This is a genomic window from Aquimarina addita (assembly GCF_039539305.1).
Lineage (GTDB): Bacteria > Bacteroidota > Bacteroidia > Flavobacteriales > Flavobacteriaceae > Aquimarina > Aquimarina addita.
The window spans coordinates 54,335-75,522 of the sequence record NZ_BAABCW010000001.1; the positions used below are offsets into that span (position 1 = coordinate 54,335).

Genomic DNA, 21,188 nt, shown 5'->3' on the forward strand with positions numbered 1-21,188 from the left:
GGAATAAGAAAGAGGAATAAGAAAGAGGAATAAGAAAGAGGAATAAGAAAGAGGAATAAGAAAGAGGAATAAGAAAGAGGAATAAGAAAGAGGAATAAGAAAGAGGAATAAGAAAGAGGAATAAGAAAGAGGAATAAGAAAAGTAAATTTCCCTAAAATAAATGAGTTAAATCTTGAATAATTATGCTACTTTTAACATATTATAAAAAGAATATAAGACAGAATGTACTTAACCGAATCAAAAAAATATCTCAAAGATTATCCTGAAATAACTAAAGACTTCAGAGGTTGTAATGACGAACAAATTGTAGCTCTTGAATCTCTACTCAATGTAAAAATCCCCGAAGCTTATAAAGAATTTTTAAGATGGTTTGGTTTAAAAGGTGGTCAAATAATGAGAGGTTCGGACTTTTACTACCGTTACTTAATTGGAGAAGCTTATGAAGACTATATAGAAGAGGGAATTTACAACGAAGATGTGAGTCTAAAGAAATTCGCTATAGAACTTCTTGATGAATATGGGTTTGATGGAGAAAAATTATTAGAGGATGCAATTGTAATAATGAGCCATCAAGGGACTGCTTATCAATATATAAAACTTGACGGAAGTGAGAACCCTAAGGTTTATATGTTTGCAGAACAAGGTGATTGGTTAAAAAATGGTCCGATGGTCTGGGCGGAATCATTTAGTGACTATATGGTTAATATGTTAAAACAAAATATTGATTCATTGAAACATATTGGGTATTTGAAATAAAAACGCTCTACAACACTATATATAGCAAATAGGGCGATTAGTGTTTAATCGAAAGGTCGTTGTCTATTTGCAAAGTCGCCAAATCTTTTGATTTGGTATTAAAGAGAAAAGTTAAAACAAAATACAAAAGATTTGGCTTGTGGCTAAACCGAAAATAATTGCTTGTTTTCTGCCCAACTTGCCATATATTAAACGTTAGCAACAACCATAAGAATCAAAGAATATAATGGCGACTGATGGACCAAAAATAATAGATGGAGATACAGCACATGATACCTATTGGGGGATTATGGACATGTATGATAATGAAATAAGTGTCAAAAAAATACAAAAAGAATTCTTACACGACATTGACTATTATGATGACTTTGACTATGAAATTTATTTGACTTCTTTGGCTTTAGCTTTTTGGGAAATTGGATTAATGAATGATTCTTTATTTCAAAAAGTAAATGATACTATTTTGAAAGGAGTTGGAGTGAAAGTTTGGACTGAAGAATGTAATGAAAAAATTGGAAAACAAAGAGAACAAGCACTCAATCGTCTCATTAAAAAAATAAGTGTCAAAAACGAAAAGATTCGTAAACCGAAAAAATATCGTAAAGTAATTAACTTTCATTTCCAACCAAATGACCTGTTGACTTTTAAATTAAATGATGGGCTTTATCGTGCAGTAATTTGCGCAAAAATAACCCAACAAAGAGGACAGTGTACTTATGATTTAGTTGGAACAACATATATTGGAGAAACTAAACCTGACAATCAAGTAATAAAAGATTTTGCAATTACAGGTAGATGGATACCTTGTGGATATGACAAAAAAGAAATAGTCGAAATGCAACCAGAAATTGACAAGCTATGGAAAATAATACCTAATACTTCAAATAAATTTCTTGGATTATCATATCATTTAGTTACTCACAAAGCTTTTTTCGAATTTAAAGAAAAATTTGAAAAAGTAGGAGTCGTAAAACTCAAGGAGCCATATAAAAAAGAAGGAGGTTATGGTTATGAATCAACTTTTGATAGATTTGAAGATATTTTCGGGGATATTGAAAATCACATGCAAATTTTTAAAGAAAAAAGTATCCCAATAAAACATTTAATAAATACCAACGAATAAAAGGCAGTTGCCAACAATGCTATAATTAATAAGGGTTTTTGTGTTTAATTCAAAGTTTAGAGCTTTAAACTAAGTCCGCCAAATCTTTTAATTTGGCTTTAAAAATGAAAAGATAGAACAAAATAAAAGTTTTGGTTAAATGCTTAATCGAAAGTTCACTACTCTTAGTTTTCATGATAACAATATTTAAGATGTTAGGCGAAATAAAAAAAATTAGATAAATGGAAGGGGATTTATATTTCATCTATGTACTTAAATTAGAAAATGGAGGTTTTTATGTTGGCTCAACTAAAAACTTAAAAAAAAGACTAAGAACTCATTTCAAAAATGGAGGAGCTATGGCGACAAAAGAATATAAAGCAATAGAGATAGTTGAAATAAAAAAACTTGTAGATTATAAAATGAAACACGGATTTGCTCACGGTAATTTAGAAATTGGAACAGCAATCCAGTATTCGAAAAAATATGGAAAACATTTAATTCGTGGAGCAAAACATGGAAATGGATGGCAAGATGAACCATCATCAAATAGTATAAAGATTATAGCTCGATTTACAAAATTTATGTCTTCTAATGATTATAAAACACTTCTTAAAAATGCAAGGCAAATCGATTTAACCACATTCAGAATGAATGAAAACTGAAAAACTTTGCGTAATACAGATGGTGGTTGCTCTACATTTAGCCAAACTAATAAAATTAGATAATAATTCGCATTTTAAATTCTTTGCAAAATGACTAAAACAATAATAAAATTAGGATAAACCGATACTCCAAACAGTATCAATTTTTTATGGTAACAAACGCTACCACATCAAGTTTCAAAACCACATTTTACATCTTTTGAAGCTTATTAAGCTAAAAGCCTGATTTACAACAATACATCCTCTTTTCTAATATTTCACTAAAACTACGCTACCACAGTACCACCTACTACATACCTATTATTATATATTATATATACTTAATATTAAATATAATAGTAATAAGAATAAAGGCAGCTATACAAAGGAAAATGTGGTTGTTGTGGTAACAAATTGTGAAGTGTGGTAGCGTAGTAGTTTGAAAACAACACTTTTTATTTTTTTATTTTTTCTTCCATTTATAAACCTCTATTTATGACATTCATCAGATTTCAACCTAAATCAGACTAACTACTAACTAATTCAGGGAGAAAACATACTAAATCAATCCAAATTATACAATCAAGGAAGATCCACTCCTGGTAACATAGTAACGCATGCCGAAGCTGGTGAAAGCTATCATAATTATGGGCTTGCCTTTGATGTAGTGGAGATTAAAAACGGTAAAGCAATCTGGAATAACCCCATTTGGAGCAAGATAGGTAAGAAAGGTAAAGCGATGGGGTTCGTTTGGGGTGGTGATTGGAAGAAAAAAGACAAACCACACTTTCAAATGACTTTTGGAAAACACCATTCGCAACTGGCTACCTTGTATCGTCAGGGATTAAGAAAGGGTAATTATGTAACACTGGTATAACACTACAACTACCCATCGTTAGACATCTTATCGCAGGGATATTGATTTTAGGAATTGGTTTTTACTTTGGCAATTCTTTATTCCATAAGAAGCTGACAGAAGCCAGAAAACAAACGAATGAGATCAATGGTAAGTATGAGCAACTAAATGAAAGCTACACGCTATTAGAAAGTCGTACGGATACTTTGCAGCGTGTTGTTATTGAATTAGCTAAAAAAGAACATATCTCTATTGACAACCATATTATAGATACTAAAGTGAAGAAGGGTTCTACCTTAAATTTTGTTCCGGAGACAGAAGCTAATTTGAAGATTCCTATAAAAGATTCTCTAATTATCAAACCTAAAAGAAAGAAAAGATTTTTTAAATGGTTTTGAATATAGGTTTAAAATTTAATCCTCAATTCCTATTAGGCTTAATAATGTTTAGATATGTTTGCATGTTTCGACACTTTAACACATGTTTAGAACAAAATACGAGGTAAACCCGTAACTAAATTTTCCCCTTTTTTACTTTCTTTGTGTTATAGAGAAAGTAACTAACTATAGTTAAACAGAAGATCAAATGTCTTTTAATTTAAAAGAAATCAATAAAAAGCAAACTAATGACGTTATAGATAAGAATATTTCTAGTCTATTTATTATAGAAAAAATAGGATATTTTCTTATTCTAATTAGTGGTGTATTACCTTTTGTACACTCATTTATTAAGCATGAAGTTTTAGATGAAAGACTTTTTGGTTTTACAAGTGTTCAGTCATTTTTATACTCGTTTGGAGTACATATCAGTATTCTTTTTCTTAGTGTAGGTATATTTTTTGTCACTTATATTCCTTCAACTGAAGATAGATATAAAGAAGTTCAAAAATTGTTACGTTACACTTTGATTTCTCCTTTTGCTTCAGCAATATTCTACAATACTTGGGTTTTTATTCCAAATATAGATTATAACTTAATGGCTTATATTTTTCTATCAATATTCATATGCGTAATTTCAATTTTTATATTTTTTAAAATTAATAAAGCTATTAGCATTTCAAAAGTAACTTATGAAGGTCAGTTAAACAGACTTAGAAATAGCATCAATTCTATTAAATTGAATTTTTCGCAAAATAGCTTGCCAAATAAAATCATCGAAGATATTCTTGATAAACTACAGAATTTTGAAATCTCAAATAAGTTCCTTAGTTCAGATATTAACTTGAATTCTCTTGCTACACAATTAAACACTAATAGTAAATATCTTTCTAAAGCAATTAATCAGAAGAAAAATAAAAGTTTTACGCAATACATCAATGATTTAAGAATTGAATATCTGATCAAAAAACTTCACTCAGATAATTCTTATTCAAAATATAGTATAAAAGCCTTATCGGAAGAAATTGGTTTCAAAACATCCAATGCATTTTCACGTGCATTCTTAAAAAAAATGGAAATGTATCCATCACATTATATAAATCAACTAAAAAAATAAAAGCTTCATTTTTAGCTATTTTATAGGTGCGTTTTCACTGAATCGTCACTACAACCTCTTGTTTAATCACTTTAAATACTTATAGCTTTGCCAAAATTTAAAATTATAAAAATGGCATTAGAGAATCTAATAAGTATCAATTTTACAGATAAGGAATTAGCAACCTTAGATGGACATCTTGCAGGAATCAAAACGGTATTAACAGGAAAAACGGTAAATCTTACTCCTGATCAAAGGCAACAATACGGTCGTATTGCCAATCAAAACAAATTGATAGTGGATAAAGCCAAAAATTATATGGAACAAAACCCTTCTTGGGTTCCAAAGTTTCTGGATAAAGAAGAATTTGATAATGATTACACAGCTCGTAAACAGGTAGAAGATAGAGTTCAGTTATTAGGAAGCTTATCACAACAACTATTAGATACAAAAACCTTACTGGATCACGATAATTATACTAATTCGCTAACTTTTTATAGAATGGTTCGTTTTCTAGCGGGTGAAAATGAGCCTGGAGCAAAAACAGTATATGAAGATATGAAAGTACTATTTAAAAAAACTACAAATAATACATCAAATACCTCTGATGAAACAACCTCCTAATAATTTTTAACAATCAAACTAGAATAAAAAACCGATTATATAGTGGTTTTTTATTTTTAATAGATGTAATCCCATCTATATGTACTTCTAGGTTACTAATTAAAGTACTTAAAGCCCCTATTAAACCTTTTTGCATATAAAATAACCATAGCAATGCATTTAAGCAAGTCTTACGTGCACCAAATAACTCAATCTATGCCTTTGAACAAGTTGTGAGATGCATTATACAACTACTTCTAATTACTTCATTAATTCGTTAAACTAGTTCTTTAATGGATGATACCCCATATGAGGAGGGATTAAAGCTATCTAATTTGGGAAAAATGCACTTATCAAAGGCTTTTTAATACTTTGATAAGGGGTTATAAGCATTAAACAAATAGATTGAACTACTTCATAGAGTCTTTTTACCAGTTGCTATCCGGTAAATTAAAAAATAGTACTGTAAATTCCGTAAAGTCGCAGTGCGTTTTCACGGAATTTGCACTACAACTACTTGTTTTTGAATATCTCCCAACAGTATATTTGACCTTTGTCTAGGAAAAATAATATAACTCAAATTATATCCAATATGAAAAATAACACTCTAAAAACCAATCTAAAACAAAATGAGTTTATGGGTTACATAGTTAAATCTTTAGGAATGCAGATGGAAGATTTTATGACTGTTGTATTTACCAACAATACTCATACTAGATGTTATGAAAAAATAATTTTTAGATGGATGATCAAACTTTTTGATAAAGGAAAATCAAAAAATCAAGCATTAAAAATCATTTATAAAGCACGAATCTTTGTGATCCTGAGAAAAAGTTCACAAGCTAATTTTACACCTGAACCTGTATATAATTTACAAGACCTCTTGCCTATGCTAAGTATGAATACAACCTATCAAAAATTGACAGATGAAGAAAAATTACTAGTTCAAAAAAAAATCGAAGCTTGGACAGATACAAATTCGCCACAAGATATTATTGCACAAGCTTTGAGCAGTGTAAATCCTCCCATAGAAGTAGAAAAGGAAACAAATAAGATTAAAGTAAATCGTACTACTATGGCCAGCATTAAAAAAGTAATTAGAAGTATCAATCCTAAAAATTATTGGGAGAAAAATAAAGAGGAAAATAGTAGCTTTTGATTGAGTTTGGTCTATGATCTTTCTATAGTACCCCGATCCATGATATCGGGAGTTTTTCTCCACTAAACATACTGCTGAAATCTCTATGGAAGCTCGCCAAAGTTTCTTCCATTACATAGAGATATTCTGTACTACTTAACCGACAGTAGTATGTAACCCTAACAGGAGAAAAGCCTCCCCGATATTACAAATAAATGATCTCTTAACTATCTACAACCCTTATTTCAAGGACACAGATAATATACGTTTACAAACGACTACAAATATTTACAAACGAAAGTAAAGATTTACCAACCGAATATAATTTGCTTCCTATCTAGTTTTGTGCCAGCACATTATAAAAATTGAAATTTCTTATTAAATCAGGGTCACAATTTCCTGCTCAATGTTACTTACTAATAGAGAGGTTATTAAAATATGGATTAGAAGATTCAAATATCAATTAAAAATAAGCTCTCCAAAACAATTTTTGTTTAACTAAAAATGATGCCTATGAATTAGAAAATTGAAGAATTGAGGTAACAAATTAACTGTTTCTGTTACTTACTCACACAACGTTGTATTAATATAAAATTTTAACACTTTAAATCTTTAAAAATGAAAAAAACAAAACATTATTTATGCCTATTGATACTATGCTTTATCACCATAGGCTATGGTCAATCTGATGATGAAAATGACTGTGATCATAAATTAAAAACTGCCTTAACCTATTTGACACAAGGCGCACCACTACCAGAAAGTTATCAAGAAAGTATTGTTGATCTAACGAGTGATTGCTTAGAAATATATTCAACTGATGCTTTTTTAGTAAAAGGAATTTATCAATGGCAAGGATACATTTCCGAACCAGATGAATTGACAGCTTTTTATAATATAGAACACGCTGCTTTATTTGGTAATCAAGAAGCTGCTTTTCTTCTCGGGTTATTCTATAAAAATGGAATAGGTGTAGAACAGAATTTCATTAAAGCAAAAGAATGGTTTACTATTTCCGCTGATGCAGGGAATCAAAAAGCTTTATTTGCTTTAGGATATTTTTATTTAAAGGGTTAAGCGTAAATCAAGATTATACGAAGGCTGTAACATATTTTAATAATAGTGAATATCCGATGTCAAAACATTATTTAGGAATTTGTCATTTTTTCGGATATGGAGTTATAAAAAACGAAAGTTTAGGCTTAGAAATACTTTCGAAAAACGATATCGATAATAGTGAAAACTTATTAGCATATTTAATAAATGGGGATTATGAATATACTCCAGATGAAACCGTAGTTCCTGATTTACCTTTTTACATAGATAAATTTAATACTCAGGTAGACAATGCTCATAATGAATATCTATATGATTTTTATGAAGGTAAAATTATAGAGTATGATTGGTCAGGTAAAGAAATTGTACGTACTACTGATATAAATCTTCAAATCTTATTTAATGAATCTCTTAATGAATTTGATTACTTAATTAGCTTTGAAGGTAATTCAGTCGGTTATTTTGCAGAAAACTTTTTAAGTACTGTCTCATTTAATAATCGTTCTTTCAAGATTAATAAGTTATTTCCTGATGATATAGGAAATTCTAGTATATCACGCAAAATGCAAGATGGTCTTTTTTCAATAAGGACAATAACATCAAGTCAGTTTCCTACATCTTTTTTTAGAAATACAGAATCGTCTGGTATTGTACCTAGTGAAGAATTGATAGTAGACGAATATTTAGTTGCTACCTTGAATTATCAAACTCCTCAGTATAGTGACGAACCCGGGGCACCTATGCTAATGGTGGCTAAACCTACTGGATATGCAACAAGGATATTCAAAGATAATGTGCTAGAGGAATCATATTTTGTGTATCCCAATCCATTTAGTACTCACTTATCAATTGGTTATGAATTAGAAACCTCTGCGTCGGTTACTTTGGAAATTTACAATTCTCAAGGAATACTGATGAATACAATAATTCCTAACCAATTACAATCTGCTGGGATTAATTATAAAATGATAGTTACAGATGCTTATCCATCCGGAATCTATTTTGTAAGGTTATCCGTAAACCCTTCAAATGGAGAAGAAAAAATATTATCAAAAACTATTATAAAACATTAATCATCAAATCTAAAATATATACAATGAAAAAATTAGTAACTTTTATTTTTATACTTTTTTGCTATCTAAATCCTACAGCTATTTTAGCTCAATTTGATATTTTGGCAAGAGAAGGAGAAGGCTTTAAATGCCATCAGAACATTGCGACTGTAATTTTTATGTAGAATATACTGAGACTACTATAAACCTTCAGGGTCTTTCCAATGCACTAAGAGCTGCAAGACTAAGAGAATTAGAAGATATTTTTGAAAAAGAGATAGAAGATCGATTAAACGAAGATTATGACAATTTTGATGATGCCGCATTGGGACTTTTCAATGAAACTTACTCTGAGTTTAGGTCAAAAATTGGTATAAAAACCGTCAGAAATAATTATATAAGTAATTATAGGGAAATTAGAAATCGACTTTCTACAGTATTTCCAGAAGCACAAGTGCTTAATATAAGAAAAAATGAATTATCTAGCTCATCAAGTAAGCTTGGATACCTTAAATTAGATGATGATACATATTTAAGAGATTTAACAAGCACCTCACAAGTAAATGATAAGTTAAATATAGTCAATGATAAATTAGATGATCTTAACGATAGCTATGCCTTTCCTCATAAAATCATTACCGGTTTATCTATATTAGAGAAAGATGATAGTTCGTTAAGGGAGGCTATTGCACAATCATATCTTAATCATTTTGATAGTCATGGTAATTTTGAAGATAAAATAAGATTAATGCAGGCATATTTAATCGAGAGGGGGCGAGTAGGTCCTACTTTAGGAGTTTATGATCCTCCGATCCTGAATACAGATGGGTCTACACAAGCATATAATGAAGCATTGGCAGTAGGCTCTAATGAATCATATTCACCTGATTATACTGACAAAGAAGCAATTGAGCTATTTGCAATTAATTCGCTAGGAGAAACTACAGCAAATTATCTCAATGTTAATATAAATCTAAAGGACGAAGTACTTTCATATATAGGGTCAACTACTTATGATAAGCCAGAAATGAACTGTACTTATTTCTTATTTGATACCTACTTTAGTGGGGAGCAGTTTAATACTATTCCTTCTTTTTATGATCCAGATGGGATCAACTTTAAACAAAATGCGTTCAATCCTAATCTAGCAGTTTCTTTTAAACTGACCCCAAATGCTCTTGATGAAGGTTTTGAAGGGTTTGGCAATGTGCTTTACGAATTCTTTAAGAACCCTAATGTAAGAAAGGACTATAAAGGAAAAATAATAAGCGATATTTTTTTTAGAAATAATATAAATCGGTCTCCTAGTATAACAGATGAGCAAATTGGCACTCTTTTTGAATTCACACGGACAGAATCAAGAGATAGAATGTACATTAAATTTGCTAATAACATAGGTAGTTCTTTGTACCCTAATGGTATTGCTATTGGCAATATCTTATTAGGTAATGAAGATTTTGAGTTAGCAATGCTTATGGCGCAGGGAAATCAGGAATTAAATGACTTTCTTGATGCTAACAATTATAGTGAAGATTCAGTGCTATTTGCTAAAGAAGCTGTAGAAGTTTTAAATAATGGAGGGGAGGTAGATTTTTTTAGTAGAGTAATAAAGGATTTAAGTTTTTCAAGTTCTAAAGCAAATTGTGTTTATGAAAAACTGGAATCAAGAAGTGATAGTTTCAAAAACATCATTAATAATTTTAAAAGTCCCGACCCAGTATCTTTAGACCTCCTTTTTACCGTATCTCCGATACCTAATGACGCTTTTGGCAATGAAATTAACGGTCAAACCTATGTTCCTAATCAAAACGGGGTTATTAAGATAACTTTAAATGAAACAAATTTAGATGAAAGGACAGAATTAGGATTAGCCCGTACAATAATTCATGAAGCTATACACGCTGATATGCATAGGCATTTGATTGCTATCTTAAATAACGGCATAACTTTTGATAATCTTACTTCAACACAATTAAATGAGTTAACTGAATCAAATAGGTTTCCTGAGTTATTCGATGCAATTAATCTTTATGGTTTGAATTACTATCAACACGAATTAATGACTCAGAGATATCTTGGTGTTATTGCGGAAGCTTTGAAAGATTACGATAATGCTTCTAGAAGTGATGGATTTTATATTGACATTGCTTGGGAAGGATTACAAAGAACGACGAAATTTCGTGAACTTGATAGTGATGAACAAAGTAGATTACAGAATGAATGGAAAAAATTTATGATAACAGATAAAAAAAATTGTGATTAATGAAAAAGTTTGTAATTATTTTATTGTTAACTACTGCCAATGTATATTCTCAAAATCATAAAGAAGGTAATCCACCTCTAAATAGCGAAAGTATTTTTATTCTTTTAGATAGAAAAGATGAGTTAATACTTATTGAGAATGATAGAGACGTATTTCTGTTTTTAGACAAACAAGGATTAAATGCAAAAAAGTCTCAAGATAGTATTTATAAAAAATTAAAATCTCCTTATGAATTAACAAAAAATGGACATCTCATAGTTAAGGATCAACCTTTTATTGATCCTTGGTTACAGTTTACTCTTAGTTCCAAGGTTAAATCCATTGAGGCTAGTAAATTAGATAATTATGATTTAAAAAATGGTATAGAATTTATCAAATCTCATTCAAAATATATTGATAAGTTTGCTGTTATCAAAAATTCTGTAGATTCCTGTTATCATATTTATAAAATTTATATCCACGCAATTGAATGATAGAAGCTTTTAAGACAATAGCGGTTATAACAAGTTTACTTTTTACTTCCATTCTTTTAAGTCAGGAGAAAAAGAGAGATACTTTATTTTTTAAATATGATAAAAATTATCTTATTACTTCTAAAGTATCAAAAGATAGTTATTTAATTAAAGATGGTTACTATAATAAAGGAGGGCTTTTCTTTTTTGATAAAAAGCAAGATCATTACAATTTACAGCCTGAAAAAGTTTTAAAATTCAAAAAATTCATTAGATCTTCAAAATTATTTTACAACAAGAAGAAAACTAGAAAATTAAATAACCGTAAGCTTTTAAATTATTTAACTGACTATGTGGTCATTTTTGTTACAAAAGAAGATGCTAAAATAAAATTCATTGAAATGAATACTGGTATCGAAATAGAGTAATAACGATTATTAAGAGGGAGTGGTGTATAACTATTCCCTCTTCTATTTATAACACTTTCATTTTTGTAGATACAGAAAAATTAAACATAATTTCATTATTCAATAAGCTATGAAAAAGATTAATAAAATAATAAATCCTAATTTTGGAGGGCGTATGTTTACACAAAATCAAAAATTTAATATTAAAAAGAGTTTTTATTAATTCATAATGAATCCGGAGACTTCACTATGGATTTTGGAGGGATTCAAAATTGAATAAATTCAGTTTTTGATTTGGCAAAACAAAATAATGATTTAGACAAAGATTTATACTTACAGATATTTGATGTTTCTGGTAACATCTTAGTAAATGACTATGTAATTATTTAATTACACTTCTATATTTCAGGAAGCATGGCAACTGCATTTTCGTCATCCAAAAGTCCCATTGATTTAAGATATCTTTCAGTAGTTTTTACCGTGGTATGACGGCACATTTTCTGAATTTTGATAATATCTTTTCTGCTTTGTACCAATTCACGCAAGCTGTATGCTTAAAACCGTACAACGTATAATCAGGGTCATTATCAAAGCCAAAATGTTCTTTTGCGGACTAGATCGCCCTTTTGAGTATCCCAGACATAGAAAAGTTTATAATCTCCTTTTGCTGAATTTGATTTTACACGTCTCGCTTTTTTGAACTGTGGCATATTTTGATACTGGTCTTTACTCTTTAGTTTAAAACTATCTATTAATGTGGCTTTTCCTGCCACCTCTACTGCCAACCTTCCCTCTCTAAACTAGTAAAGCCTTCATTGTCTACTGACAATGAAGGCTTTATATTAGTCGGGGTGGCAGGATTCGAACCTGCGACCTCCGCGTCCCAAACGCGGCGCGATAACCGGGCTACGCTACACCCCGAATTGATTATCTTTTAACGGCTGCAAATATATGTAAACTCTTTTATTAAAACCTATACAAAACTTGAAAAGATTTATAAAACCGTACTCCATTCTGCTCTGCTCTAAATTATAAGTTATTTTTAAGAAACTATATACCAAGAGTACACGATATTTGAAAAAAATACCTTTTTGAAAAATATAATAACATTCATCTTTTTAATATTGACTACATGCTCATATACTCAATATACTGTCTCTGGAAAAATAATCGATCAAAATACCAGAGCACTATTGACTAACAGTAAGATAACAGATCTGATTTCTGGTAATCAAACAAGCACTGATACTAACGGGGAATTTAATTTTATGATTGAAGGTAATATAATAGAAATCTCACAGATGGGATATCAAACAAAAAAAATCAGTTTCAGTAAAGATCAGTACCTGCTTATAGAACTGGCTCCAACCGTTACCAATCTTAGTGAAGTATATGTTAATAGTCAATCCATTCTAATACCAGAAAAATATGCTACAGAATCTGTAGAGGTAATCGACAGTAATGATATGAGACGTGGTAACATGGTAGAACTACACCCAATTCTTAATAAAGTTCCTGGCGTTTTTATGCAAAATGCAACACTTAATACAAATAGAATTACCATAAGAGGCATTGGTGCACGTAACTTATTTGGTACTGCCAATATCAGAACCTATTTTGGAGATATCCCATTGACAGATGGTAATGGAGAATCATCCATAGAGGATCTGGAACTTGCCTCGGTTTCCCGAATTGACATCCATAAAGGACCTGCTGCCAGTAGTTATGGTGTAGGCTTGGGAGGTACAATTCTACTAAAACCACAATATACATACTCGCAAAAAACTGACGCCTTAGTATCAACATCCCTAGGTAGTTATGGCTTACGTAGATTCGTAACAAAAGCTTCCATCAGAGGAGAAAAATCAAACCTCACTATTCTTTATGGCAATACACATTCAGATGGATATAGATACAACAATGAATATGACAGAAATACAGTGTCCGCAATTTCCAGCATTACATTAGGAATAAAAGACACACTTTCTTTTTTAGGTAGTTTTATGAATCTAAAAGCAGAAATACCAAGTTCCTTAGATCAGGAAGACTATATAAATTCTCCTCGTCAGGCGGCATTTACCTGGGGGAATTCGCAAGCTAATGAAGATGTAGATTATGGAATATTCGGACTTACCTGGCAACACGGTTACAATAAAAATCTCACACAACACACCAGTATTTTTACATCTTTCAGAACCAATGATGAAGATAGGCCTTTTAATATTTTAGAAGAAAAATCAAACATTGCAGGGATAAGAAGTAGAATAATAGGTAATACTTCCTTAGGGCAAAGAGCTATCAAATGGACTATAGGTGGTGAGTTATTCTATGAACTGTATGATAATAGTACATACCAAAACTTGTATGAAGAGTTTCCTACAGGAACGGGTAGCATACGAGGTAGTCAACTATCTGATCTCGATGAAATAAGAATTTACTACACTTTGTTTGCAGAAGTATTTGTAAAAGCAACCGAAAAACTACGTTTTAATGCTGGTATACATCTCAATCAAACTTTTTTTGATATTCAGGATAATTTCATGGATAATGGTATTGACAGTTCTGGCGATTTTTCTTTTTCTCCTATAGTTTCTCCTAAACTGGGAATTAATTATAAATTACACGAACAAGTAATTGCTTATGGCAGTATTGCTCATGGATTCTCTACTCCTACTACTTCAGAAACCTTACTGCCTGATGCAGAATTCAATCCGGATTTACAGCCAGAAATCGGTTGGAACTATGAAATTGGAAGTCGTTTCACTCTTTTAAATAATAAACTAAAAGGTACTTTATCTTTGTATTCTCTTAGAGTAAAAGATTTATTGGTTACCAGAAGAACTACAGAAGATAACTTCTTTGCAATTAATGCAGGAAAAACAACTCATAATGGCATAGAAGGCGAAATTAATTATACACTAATCAAAACTAAAACCGGCTATCTGGATTTCTTTGTAAATGCCTCTGTGTATGATTATAAATTTGATGAATTTATTGATTTAGAAAGTGATTTCTCAGGAAATGATCTTACCGGTGTACCATCAGAAGTGATCAATGCAGGAATCGACCTCATCACTACAAAAGGGCTGTATGGCAATCTAAACGTTCAACATGTAGGAGAGATTCCTGCGAATGATAATAATACAGTAATTAGTAAAACCTATCAACTAATTCATGGGAAAATAGGATATGCTAACAATCTTGGCAAACATTTGCGTTATAATATATATATAGGAGCTAATAACATATTGGATACTACATACGCATCACAGCTTCAGGTGAACGCCACTGGGTTTGGAGCTAATGCTCCCAGGTATTTTTACCCAGGGTTACCTTTTAATGCATTTAGTGGGGTCGATATAAATTATAGATTATAAATAATTATTTGTAATTTTCATTAGTAAACTAAAAGTGAATCATGAAAAAGATCATAATATTTAGAGTAGTATTGCTAACCATCTTTAGTTCCTGCGCTCAGGAAAAGGAAAACGATATTCTATTGGATACGGACCCTAAAAATTATACAACTGAGCTGGTGGTACCTGATTTACAAATCCCTTGGGGAATGGTCTGGTTGCCTGATGGCAGCATGTTAATTACTGAGAAAAGTGGAGAACTTATTCATTATAAGGAAGGAAAAAAGAATACCATTAGCAATGTACCCGAAGTATCTAATAGAGGCCAGGGAGGTTTACTGGACATTGAATTACATCCTAAGTATGAAGAAAATGGATGGATATACATCACATACTCTTCTACAGAAGGTTCAGAAAAAGGGAGTCACACAGCATTGATAAGAGCGCAATTAAAAAATAACCAACTTACCTCCATTGAAAAACTATATAAAGGAACTCCTAATACAACACGAGGGCATCATTTTGGATCTAGAATAGAGTTTGACACAAACGGCTTCTTATATTTCAGCATTGGAGAACGAGGAAATAGAGATGAAAATCCACAAGATATCACTAGAGATGGAGGTAAAATATATAGATTACATGATGATGGAAGTATCCCGGAAGATAACCCCTTTATCAATCAACAAGGTGCCAAAAAAGCAATCTTTTCTTATGGGCATCGCAACCCTCAAGGTATGGCACTACATCCTACAACTGGTACTATCTGGGTACACGAACACGGACCCAGAGGAGGAGATGAAATCAACATTATTAAGAAAAAAGCAAATTATGGCTGGCCAGTAATTACATATGGTATTAATTACAGTGGTACATCAATTACAGATATGACTGCTAAAGAAGGAATGGAGCAACCTATGTATTACTGGGTTCCTTCTATTGCTCCCAGTGGCATGGCCTTTGTTACTAGTGATAAATACCCCGACTGGAAAAATGACCTGCTCGTAGGATCATTAAAATTTCAGTATCTGGAGTTAGTTGAACTGGATGGCAATAAAGTAATAGGACGAAAAAAACTTGTAGAAGACATCGGTAGGGTTCGCAATGTAAGACAAGGACCAGATGGATATATTTATGTAGCCGTAGAGAATAAAGGAATTGTAAAAATTACACCTAATTAAAGATGAAAAAACACGTTAAAAAACTCATCCTCCTGGAAGCAATTGTCTTTCTAAGCTGTCTCTCTCTTCTGACTGGTCAAGAAGCGCATAAAAACAATAGCACAGAATACACCTCATTGTATCAAGATACCGAACTATCAAAAAGTATTGCGCGGGGTTCAGAAATTTATACAGACTTCTGCATGCAATGTCATCTTCCTGATGGAAAAGGAACACCAAAAGTGATTCCTCCTTTAGCAGGATCTGACTGGTTAGTAACTAAGAGACAAGAAAGTATTCATTCTATCAAATACGGTTTACAAGGTCCTATTAAAGTAAATGGTCAATCTTTTAATAGCGCTATGTCCTCGTTAGGACTAGAAGATGAAGAAATTGCAGATGTTATGAATTATATTATGAGTAACTGGGGAAATACACAAGAAAAAATGGTGACTACAGAAGAAGTAACCGCTGTAGAAAAATAAGAGTAAGTAATAATTTATGAAGGTTCTGTTGTTTTTTATGATAGTATACTTGGGGACTATTGGATATGCTCAAGGAAGATATGAGGAATCTCCTAACACGTATAAATTCAGATATAAGTCAGAGGCATTTAGAGGTTCTAGGCTTTCAATAACCGCAAAACTAAGAGCCATTAAAAACAGTCCTAAGTATTCTGGTATCCCTGCAGAAATACAAGTAGAATTAGATCATCTTTTTATAGCTGCAAAAGATCAGGCATTACCTAAACTATATAAAGAAAATGCAATTTTGTTTCTCGATGCTTTATACAGATATGAAGAGTTTGTAATTCTATATAATAACTCACTATACGAAGTTATAGAAAAATTAAAACGAGATATGAAACGTATCGATTTTAAACTTGAAAGAGAATTCACAAAATCAAAAGCAGTATTGGATCGGACACAAAAAGAAGATCCTACCAATACCAAAGAAATAAATCATATTGAAAAAGAACTTTACAAAAATCAAGTCAGACTAGCTAGTCATAGATGGATGAAGAAAAAATTTGATACGTATAAAGGTATTAATATGGTAGAACAACCTGATCAACTTATTAAAGATTTTAAACAACAAGCAGCAGCACAGGTGTTTTCATTATTTAATGAAGAAAAGAAATATGAAATCAAAACTTATCTGGAAAATGAGATCATAGAGTTTTACTACAACAAATCACTGGCAGAGATCGATCCAGAAATACTGGACCTTCAATATATTAATAAAATATAGTTTTAAAAAAAACAGTATCATTATTTTGCATACAAATGGTAGTAACCCCTACAATATATAAAGTAATAGGATTGATGTCTGGCACATCACTAGATGGCCTTGATATCGCTTATTGTCACTTCCAGAAAATTGGTGACAATTGGTCTTTTACTATTCCGGTGGTAGAAAGCATTGATTATACGGCTGAATTTAGGGAAAAGTTAAAAAACACAGTACAGCTGGACGCCGCTTCATTATTAACCTTTGGTAATGAATATGGTATCTGGTTAGGAAAACAAGTAAAAAAATTTATCAATCGCCATAAGTTAACAATTGATTTTATTGCCAGTCACGGTCACACTGTATTTCATCAACCAGATATTGGACTAACCTATCAAATAGGTTCTGGACAGCATATAGCAAGTAGTTCTAATCAAAAGGTAATCGCAGATTTTAGAACAAAAGATGTTGTACTTGGCGGTCAAGGAGCACCACTGGTTCCGATTGGCGATCAATTACTATTTGGTCAATACGATTTCTGTCTTAATCTGGGAGGCATCAGTAATATTTCGTTTCAATTAGAAGATAAAAGAATAGCATACGATATTTCTCCAGTAAATATGTTACTTAATTTTATTTGTAAGCAAATTGATTTAGATTATGACCACGGTGGACAATTAGCTCATACAGGAAAATTAAACCCAGTTTTATTGAATCGTTTGAATGAATTGACATACTATAAAAAGCCTTTTCCTAAGTCATTAGGGTATGAGTGGTTTATGAATAAGGTGATCCCGATTATCAATAATACTAATGATACCGTAGAAAATTTATTGCATACCTCTGTATATCATATTACAGAACAAATAGCTAACAGCCTGAAAGAGACAAAAAAAGAGAACTCAACACTTTTTATTACTGGTGGGGGAGCTAAAAATCATTTTCTAATAGAAACTTTACAAGAACGATTAAGCAAATTTTCTAAAATAATTATACCTGATGAAAATAGTATTGATTACAAAGAAGCCTTAATCTTTGCTTTCTTGGGTGTTTTAAGAGAAAGAAATGAAATAAATTGCTTAAGCTCTGTTACAGGAGCTAAAAAAGATTGCGTATCTGGTGTGGTATTCTATCCATAATTCGTTTATGCAAATCTACTTCAGAAGTCTAAGTTGAATTCTGAATTGAGAAGTAGTCATAACTCGAAAACTATTTCTAAATTTGCCAAAAAAAATATACATGCTAATTATTGGTATTGCAGGAGGAACAGGTTGCGGAAAAACAACTGTAGTAAATCAAATAGTAAATGAATTACCCGAAAACGAAGTATGTGTTATTTCACAAGACTCCTATTACAAAGATACCAGCCACCTAAGCTATGAGGAAAGAACGAAAATAAATTTTGATCATCCACAATCCATTGATTTTGATTTATTAGTAACCCACCTTAGTGATTTAAGAAATGGAAATACAATACAACAACCTGTTTATTCCTTTGTAGATCACAATAGAACTCATGAAACAGTTATTACAAAACCTAGCAAAGTAATCATCGTAGAAGGAATTTTGATCCTTACCAATCCTCGCATACGGGATATGTTTGACATAAAAATATATGTACAAACGGATAGTGATGAACGTCTTATTAGACGATTAAAAAGAGATATTTCTGAAAGAGGCAGAGACATGGAAGAAGTATTAGATCGATATCAGAACACCTTAAAACCTATGCACCAGCAATTTATTGATCCAACTAAAGAGTTTGCTGATTTAATTATTCCAAATAATAACTATAATAATGTCGCTATTGATATTGTTCGAACAATTGTAAAAGAACGTTTGACTTAACTTTTGTACCTTTATAACTAAAATTATATAATCCAGATTGAAGCTAAAACGCTATTTCGAAAAGCTAAGGAATACACCTGCATTGATTCCTGTTTTTGCCATATTTTTAAATAAATATGTCCTCATAGTCCTTGTCTTTATGGTTTGGATGTTATTTTTAGATGCTAACTCTTGGTTTACTCATAGAGAGCTTGATCAGGAGATTAAAGAATTAAAAGATAATAAGGAATATTATAAAAAAGAGATTATTAAAGATCAGAAAGATATAAAAACGCTTAAAGATAGTAATGAGCTCGAAAAATTTGCTCGAGAAGAATATTTTATGAAACGTGATGATGAAGAAATATACATTATAGAATATGAGGACAGTATTTTAAAAAATGAAGACGATGACTAAACCTTTATTTACTGATTTTGAACAAGTTTCTGCAAAACAGTGGAAACAAAAAATACAATTTGATTTAAAAGGTGCTGACTATAATGATACTTTGATATACAAATCATTAGAAAACATTGACGTTAAACCCTTCTACTCAAAGAACGATCTTCCTAAAAACAGTGTATCTATTGATCATACTACTTCTTGGAAAAATACTCAACAAATAGAAGTAACAGAAACAAAAACAGCCAATACAAAGGCACTTAATGCCATACAAAAGGGAGCTGAAAGCATCTACTTTATAATTACAAAAGAAACCATTGATCCAGAAGAACTGTTGCAAAACATTCCTGTAACTATACCAATATATATAGAACCTAATTTCCTTTCTGTAGAATATTGTACAAAATTAAACCAAGTTGCTTCTCATGTAAAACATGAATTATACCTTTTTACCGATATTATAGGAAATTTAGCAAAAACCGGAAACTGGTTCACTAGCCTAAAAGAAGATTATCAGAGATTAGGTTCAATTATAAAAGAGTCTTCGCACCTTAAAAGTTGTTTGAGTATAGATTTAGGTCTGTTACAGAATTCCGGAGCAACAATGATCCAACAATTAGCATATGGACTGGCACATGCAAATGAATATTTACACTTTATAAATACCGACAAAAGCATTGATTTTAACGATAAAAAAAACGATCTAATACACAAGAACCTTGTTTTTAAAGTAGCTATTGGAGGGAATTATTTCTTTGAAGTAGCTAAACTAAAGGCTTTACGCCTATTATGGTCTTCTCTATCTTCAGAGTACCGGATACTAAAAAAATGTCATATATTTGCATATCCTTCACACAGAAACAAAACGATCTTGGATTATAATGTAAATATGCTTCGTACAACTACAGAATGTATGAGCGCGATCATAGGAAATGCAGACACAATTTACAATCTTCCTTATGATACAATTTATAACAAGGAGAATGATTTTGGCAATAGAATAGCAATAAATCAGCTTTTAATTTTGAAAAACGAAAGCTATTTTGACAAAGTAAACAATCCGGCATCAGGATCTTTTTACATTGAAAACATAACAAATCAATTAGCAGAAAAAGCTCTCGATTTGTTTAAAAATATCGAAAAAAATGGTGGATATTTGAACCAATTAAAACAAGGAATTATACAAAGAAAAATTAAAGAAAGTGCAGAAAAAGAACAAGAACTTTTTAACGCTAAAAAACTAATTTTAACAGGAGTAAACAAATACAAAAACAACAATGAGAATACTCCTACAATTAAAAAATCAGTATCTTTAGATAAAAAACCAAGAAAAACCCTTATTAATCCTATTGTAAGAAGAAGATTAAGTGAAAAAATAGAAAAAAACCTTATATAACGCCAATAATTAG

General features: G+C 31.1%; 21 protein-coding genes and 1 tRNA gene. 21 read left to right on the top strand and 1 reads right to left on the bottom strand.

Going from position 1 to position 21,188, the window contains the following annotated elements; genetic code table 11:
* Positions 1 to 223 precede the first annotated feature (223 nt).
* The 13 genes from ABD816_RS00250 to ABD816_RS00310 all read left to right on the top strand — a co-directional run bounded on the left by ABD816_RS00250 (position 224) and on the right by ABD816_RS00310 (position 11,824).
* Entirely contained in the window at positions 224 to 757 is a 534-nt protein-coding gene (locus tag ABD816_RS00250; RefSeq protein ID WP_344923693.1) for an SMI1/KNR4 family protein, read from the top strand.
* Positions 758 to 983: 226 nt separating this feature from the next.
* Positions 984 to 1,880 (top strand): hypothetical protein, encoded by an 897-nt coding sequence (locus ABD816_RS00255; RefSeq protein WP_344923695.1) that lies wholly within the window; start codon positions 984 to 986, stop codon positions 1,878 to 1,880.
* 221 nt (positions 1,881 to 2,101) lie between these two features.
* A complete protein-coding gene (locus tag ABD816_RS00260; protein ID WP_344923697.1) occupies positions 2,102 to 2,524 on the top strand; it encodes a GIY-YIG nuclease family protein in 423 nt (140 codons plus the stop codon).
* A gap of 646 nt (positions 2,525 to 3,170) precedes the next feature.
* On the top strand, positions 3,171 to 3,380 hold the full coding sequence (locus ABD816_RS00265; protein ID WP_425549098.1) for a M15 family metallopeptidase: 210 nt from the start codon (positions 3,171 to 3,173) through the stop codon (positions 3,378 to 3,380).
* Positions 3,381 to 3,421: 41 nt separating this feature from the next.
* Positions 3,422 to 3,757: a hypothetical protein gene (locus tag ABD816_RS00270; RefSeq protein WP_344923699.1), complete on the top strand. Its 336-nt coding sequence runs from the start codon at positions 3,422 to 3,424 to the stop codon at positions 3,755 to 3,757.
* Positions 3,758 to 3,944: 187 nt separating this feature from the next.
* Positions 3,945 to 4,853 (top strand): helix-turn-helix domain-containing protein, encoded by a 909-nt coding sequence (locus ABD816_RS00275; protein ID WP_344923701.1) that lies wholly within the window; start codon positions 3,945 to 3,947, stop codon positions 4,851 to 4,853.
* Between the two features lie 111 nt (positions 4,854 to 4,964).
* Entirely contained in the window at positions 4,965 to 5,456 is a 492-nt protein-coding gene (locus tag ABD816_RS00280; protein WP_344923703.1) for a hypothetical protein, read from the top strand.
* Between the two features lie 571 nt (positions 5,457 to 6,027).
* Positions 6,028 to 6,594 carry a hypothetical protein gene (locus tag ABD816_RS00285; protein WP_344923705.1) on the top strand — a complete coding sequence of 189 codons (567 nt, stop codon included), beginning with the start codon at positions 6,028 to 6,030 and terminating at the stop codon, positions 6,592 to 6,594.
* 597 nt (positions 6,595 to 7,191) lie between these two features.
* Positions 7,192 to 7,650: a tetratricopeptide repeat protein gene (locus tag ABD816_RS00290; RefSeq protein WP_344923707.1), complete on the top strand. Its 459-nt coding sequence runs from the start codon at positions 7,192 to 7,194 to the stop codon at positions 7,648 to 7,650.
* A gap of 56 nt (positions 7,651 to 7,706) precedes the next feature.
* On the top strand, positions 7,707 to 8,702 hold the full coding sequence (locus tag ABD816_RS00295) for a T9SS type A sorting domain-containing protein (RefSeq protein WP_344923708.1): 996 nt from the start codon (positions 7,707 to 7,709) through the stop codon (positions 8,700 to 8,702).
* 127 nt (positions 8,703 to 8,829) lie between these two features.
* Positions 8,830 to 10,944, top strand: a complete 2,115-nt coding sequence (locus tag ABD816_RS00300) for a hypothetical protein (protein ID WP_344923710.1) — start codon at positions 8,830 to 8,832, stop codon at positions 10,942 to 10,944.
* Entirely contained in the window at positions 10,944 to 11,417 is a 474-nt protein-coding gene (locus tag ABD816_RS00305) for a hypothetical protein (protein ID WP_344923712.1), read from the top strand. Before ABD816_RS00300 ends, ABD816_RS00305 begins: the two co-directional genes overlap by 1 nt.
* Positions 11,414 to 11,824 carry a hypothetical protein gene (locus tag ABD816_RS00310; protein WP_344923714.1) on the top strand — a complete coding sequence of 137 codons (411 nt, stop codon included), beginning with the start codon at positions 11,414 to 11,416 and terminating at the stop codon, positions 11,822 to 11,824. The genes ABD816_RS00305 and ABD816_RS00310 overlap by 4 nt, the downstream gene beginning before the upstream one ends.
* 825 nt (positions 11,825 to 12,649) lie before the next feature.
* On the opposite strand, the gene ABD816_RS00315 is transcribed toward ABD816_RS00310, so the two are convergent.
* A tRNA-Pro gene (locus ABD816_RS00315) sits at positions 12,650 to 12,724 on the bottom strand.
* Between the two features lie 170 nt (positions 12,725 to 12,894).
* Here ABD816_RS00315 and ABD816_RS00320 point away from each other — a divergent pair.
* The 8 genes from ABD816_RS00320 (at position 12,895) to ABD816_RS00355 (ending at position 21,175) form a co-directional block, all read left to right on the top strand.
* Positions 12,895 to 15,180 carry a TonB-dependent receptor gene (locus ABD816_RS00320; protein ID WP_344923716.1) on the top strand — a complete coding sequence of 762 codons (2,286 nt, stop codon included), beginning with the start codon at positions 12,895 to 12,897 and terminating at the stop codon, positions 15,178 to 15,180.
* Between the two features lie 41 nt (positions 15,181 to 15,221).
* Positions 15,222 to 16,340: a PQQ-dependent sugar dehydrogenase gene (locus tag ABD816_RS00325; protein ID WP_344923718.1), complete on the top strand. Its 1,119-nt coding sequence runs from the start codon at positions 15,222 to 15,224 to the stop codon at positions 16,338 to 16,340.
* 2 nt (positions 16,341 to 16,342) lie between these two features.
* Positions 16,343 to 16,804: a c-type cytochrome gene (locus tag ABD816_RS00330; protein ID WP_344923719.1), complete on the top strand. Its 462-nt coding sequence runs from the start codon at positions 16,343 to 16,345 to the stop codon at positions 16,802 to 16,804.
* Positions 16,805 to 16,820: 16 nt separating this feature from the next.
* Positions 16,821 to 17,570, top strand: a complete 750-nt coding sequence (locus ABD816_RS00335; protein ID WP_344923720.1) for a hypothetical protein — start codon at positions 16,821 to 16,823, stop codon at positions 17,568 to 17,570.
* Between the two features lie 35 nt (positions 17,571 to 17,605).
* On the top strand, positions 17,606 to 18,688 hold the full coding sequence (locus ABD816_RS00340; protein ID WP_344923721.1) for an anhydro-N-acetylmuramic acid kinase: 1,083 nt from the start codon (positions 17,606 to 17,608) through the stop codon (positions 18,686 to 18,688).
* Positions 18,689 to 18,788: 100 nt separating this feature from the next.
* On the top strand, positions 18,789 to 19,397 hold the full coding sequence (udk, locus tag ABD816_RS00345; RefSeq protein WP_344923722.1) for a uridine kinase: 609 nt from the start codon (positions 18,789 to 18,791) through the stop codon (positions 19,395 to 19,397).
* 37 nt (positions 19,398 to 19,434) lie between these two features.
* The gene (locus tag ABD816_RS00350) at positions 19,435 to 19,794 is read left to right on the top strand and encodes an FtsB family cell division protein (RefSeq protein ID WP_425549099.1); all 360 of its coding nucleotides are present in this window, start codon (positions 19,435 to 19,437) and stop codon (positions 19,792 to 19,794) included.
* Positions 19,787 to 21,175, top strand: coding sequence for a methylmalonyl-CoA mutase subunit beta (locus ABD816_RS00355; protein ID WP_344923724.1), 1,389 nt, complete (start codon positions 19,787 to 19,789; stop codon positions 21,173 to 21,175). Before ABD816_RS00350 ends, ABD816_RS00355 begins: the two co-directional genes overlap by 8 nt.
* Positions 21,176 to 21,188 lie beyond the last annotated feature (13 nt).

What these genes read in the sequence shown, in the direction of transcription:
- ABD816_RS00250 (WP_344923693.1), top strand. Translation starts at nt 224, where the DNA reads ATGTACTTAACCGAATCAAAAAAATATCTCAAAGATTATCCTGAAATA.
- ABD816_RS00255 (WP_344923695.1), top strand. Translation starts at nt 984, where the DNA reads ATGGCGACTGATGGACCAAAAATAATAGATGGAGATACAGCACATGAT.
- ABD816_RS00260 (WP_344923697.1), top strand. Translation starts at nt 2,102, where the DNA reads ATGGAAGGGGATTTATATTTCATCTATGTACTTAAATTAGAAAATGGA.
- ABD816_RS00275 (WP_344923701.1), top strand. Translation starts at nt 3,945, where the DNA reads ATGTCTTTTAATTTAAAAGAAATCAATAAAAAGCAAACTAATGACGTT.
- ABD816_RS00280 (WP_344923703.1), top strand. Translation starts at nt 4,965, where the DNA reads ATGGCATTAGAGAATCTAATAAGTATCAATTTTACAGATAAGGAATTA.
- ABD816_RS00285 (WP_344923705.1), top strand. Translation starts at nt 6,028, where the DNA reads ATGAAAAATAACACTCTAAAAACCAATCTAAAACAAAATGAGTTTATG.
- ABD816_RS00290 (WP_344923707.1), top strand. Translation starts at nt 7,192, where the DNA reads ATGAAAAAAACAAAACATTATTTATGCCTATTGATACTATGCTTTATC.
- ABD816_RS00295 (WP_344923708.1), top strand. Translation starts at nt 7,707, where the DNA reads ATGTCAAAACATTATTTAGGAATTTGTCATTTTTTCGGATATGGAGTT.
- ABD816_RS00300 (WP_344923710.1), top strand. Translation starts at nt 8,830, where the DNA reads ATGCCATCAGAACATTGCGACTGTAATTTTTATGTAGAATATACTGAG.
- ABD816_RS00305 (WP_344923712.1), top strand. Translation starts at nt 10,944, where the DNA reads ATGAAAAAGTTTGTAATTATTTTATTGTTAACTACTGCCAATGTATAT.
- ABD816_RS00310 (WP_344923714.1), top strand. Translation starts at nt 11,414, where the DNA reads ATGATAGAAGCTTTTAAGACAATAGCGGTTATAACAAGTTTACTTTTT.
- ABD816_RS00325 (WP_344923718.1), top strand. Translation starts at nt 15,222, where the DNA reads ATGAAAAAGATCATAATATTTAGAGTAGTATTGCTAACCATCTTTAGT.
- ABD816_RS00330 (WP_344923719.1), top strand. Translation starts at nt 16,343, where the DNA reads ATGAAAAAACACGTTAAAAAACTCATCCTCCTGGAAGCAATTGTCTTT.
- ABD816_RS00335 (WP_344923720.1), top strand. Translation starts at nt 16,821, where the DNA reads ATGAAGGTTCTGTTGTTTTTTATGATAGTATACTTGGGGACTATTGGA.
- ABD816_RS00340 (WP_344923721.1), top strand. Translation starts at nt 17,606, where the DNA reads ATGGTAGTAACCCCTACAATATATAAAGTAATAGGATTGATGTCTGGC.
- udk (WP_344923722.1), top strand. Translation starts at nt 18,789, where the DNA reads ATGCTAATTATTGGTATTGCAGGAGGAACAGGTTGCGGAAAAACAACT.
- ABD816_RS00355 (WP_344923724.1), top strand. Translation starts at nt 19,787, where the DNA reads ATGACTAAACCTTTATTTACTGATTTTGAACAAGTTTCTGCAAAACAG.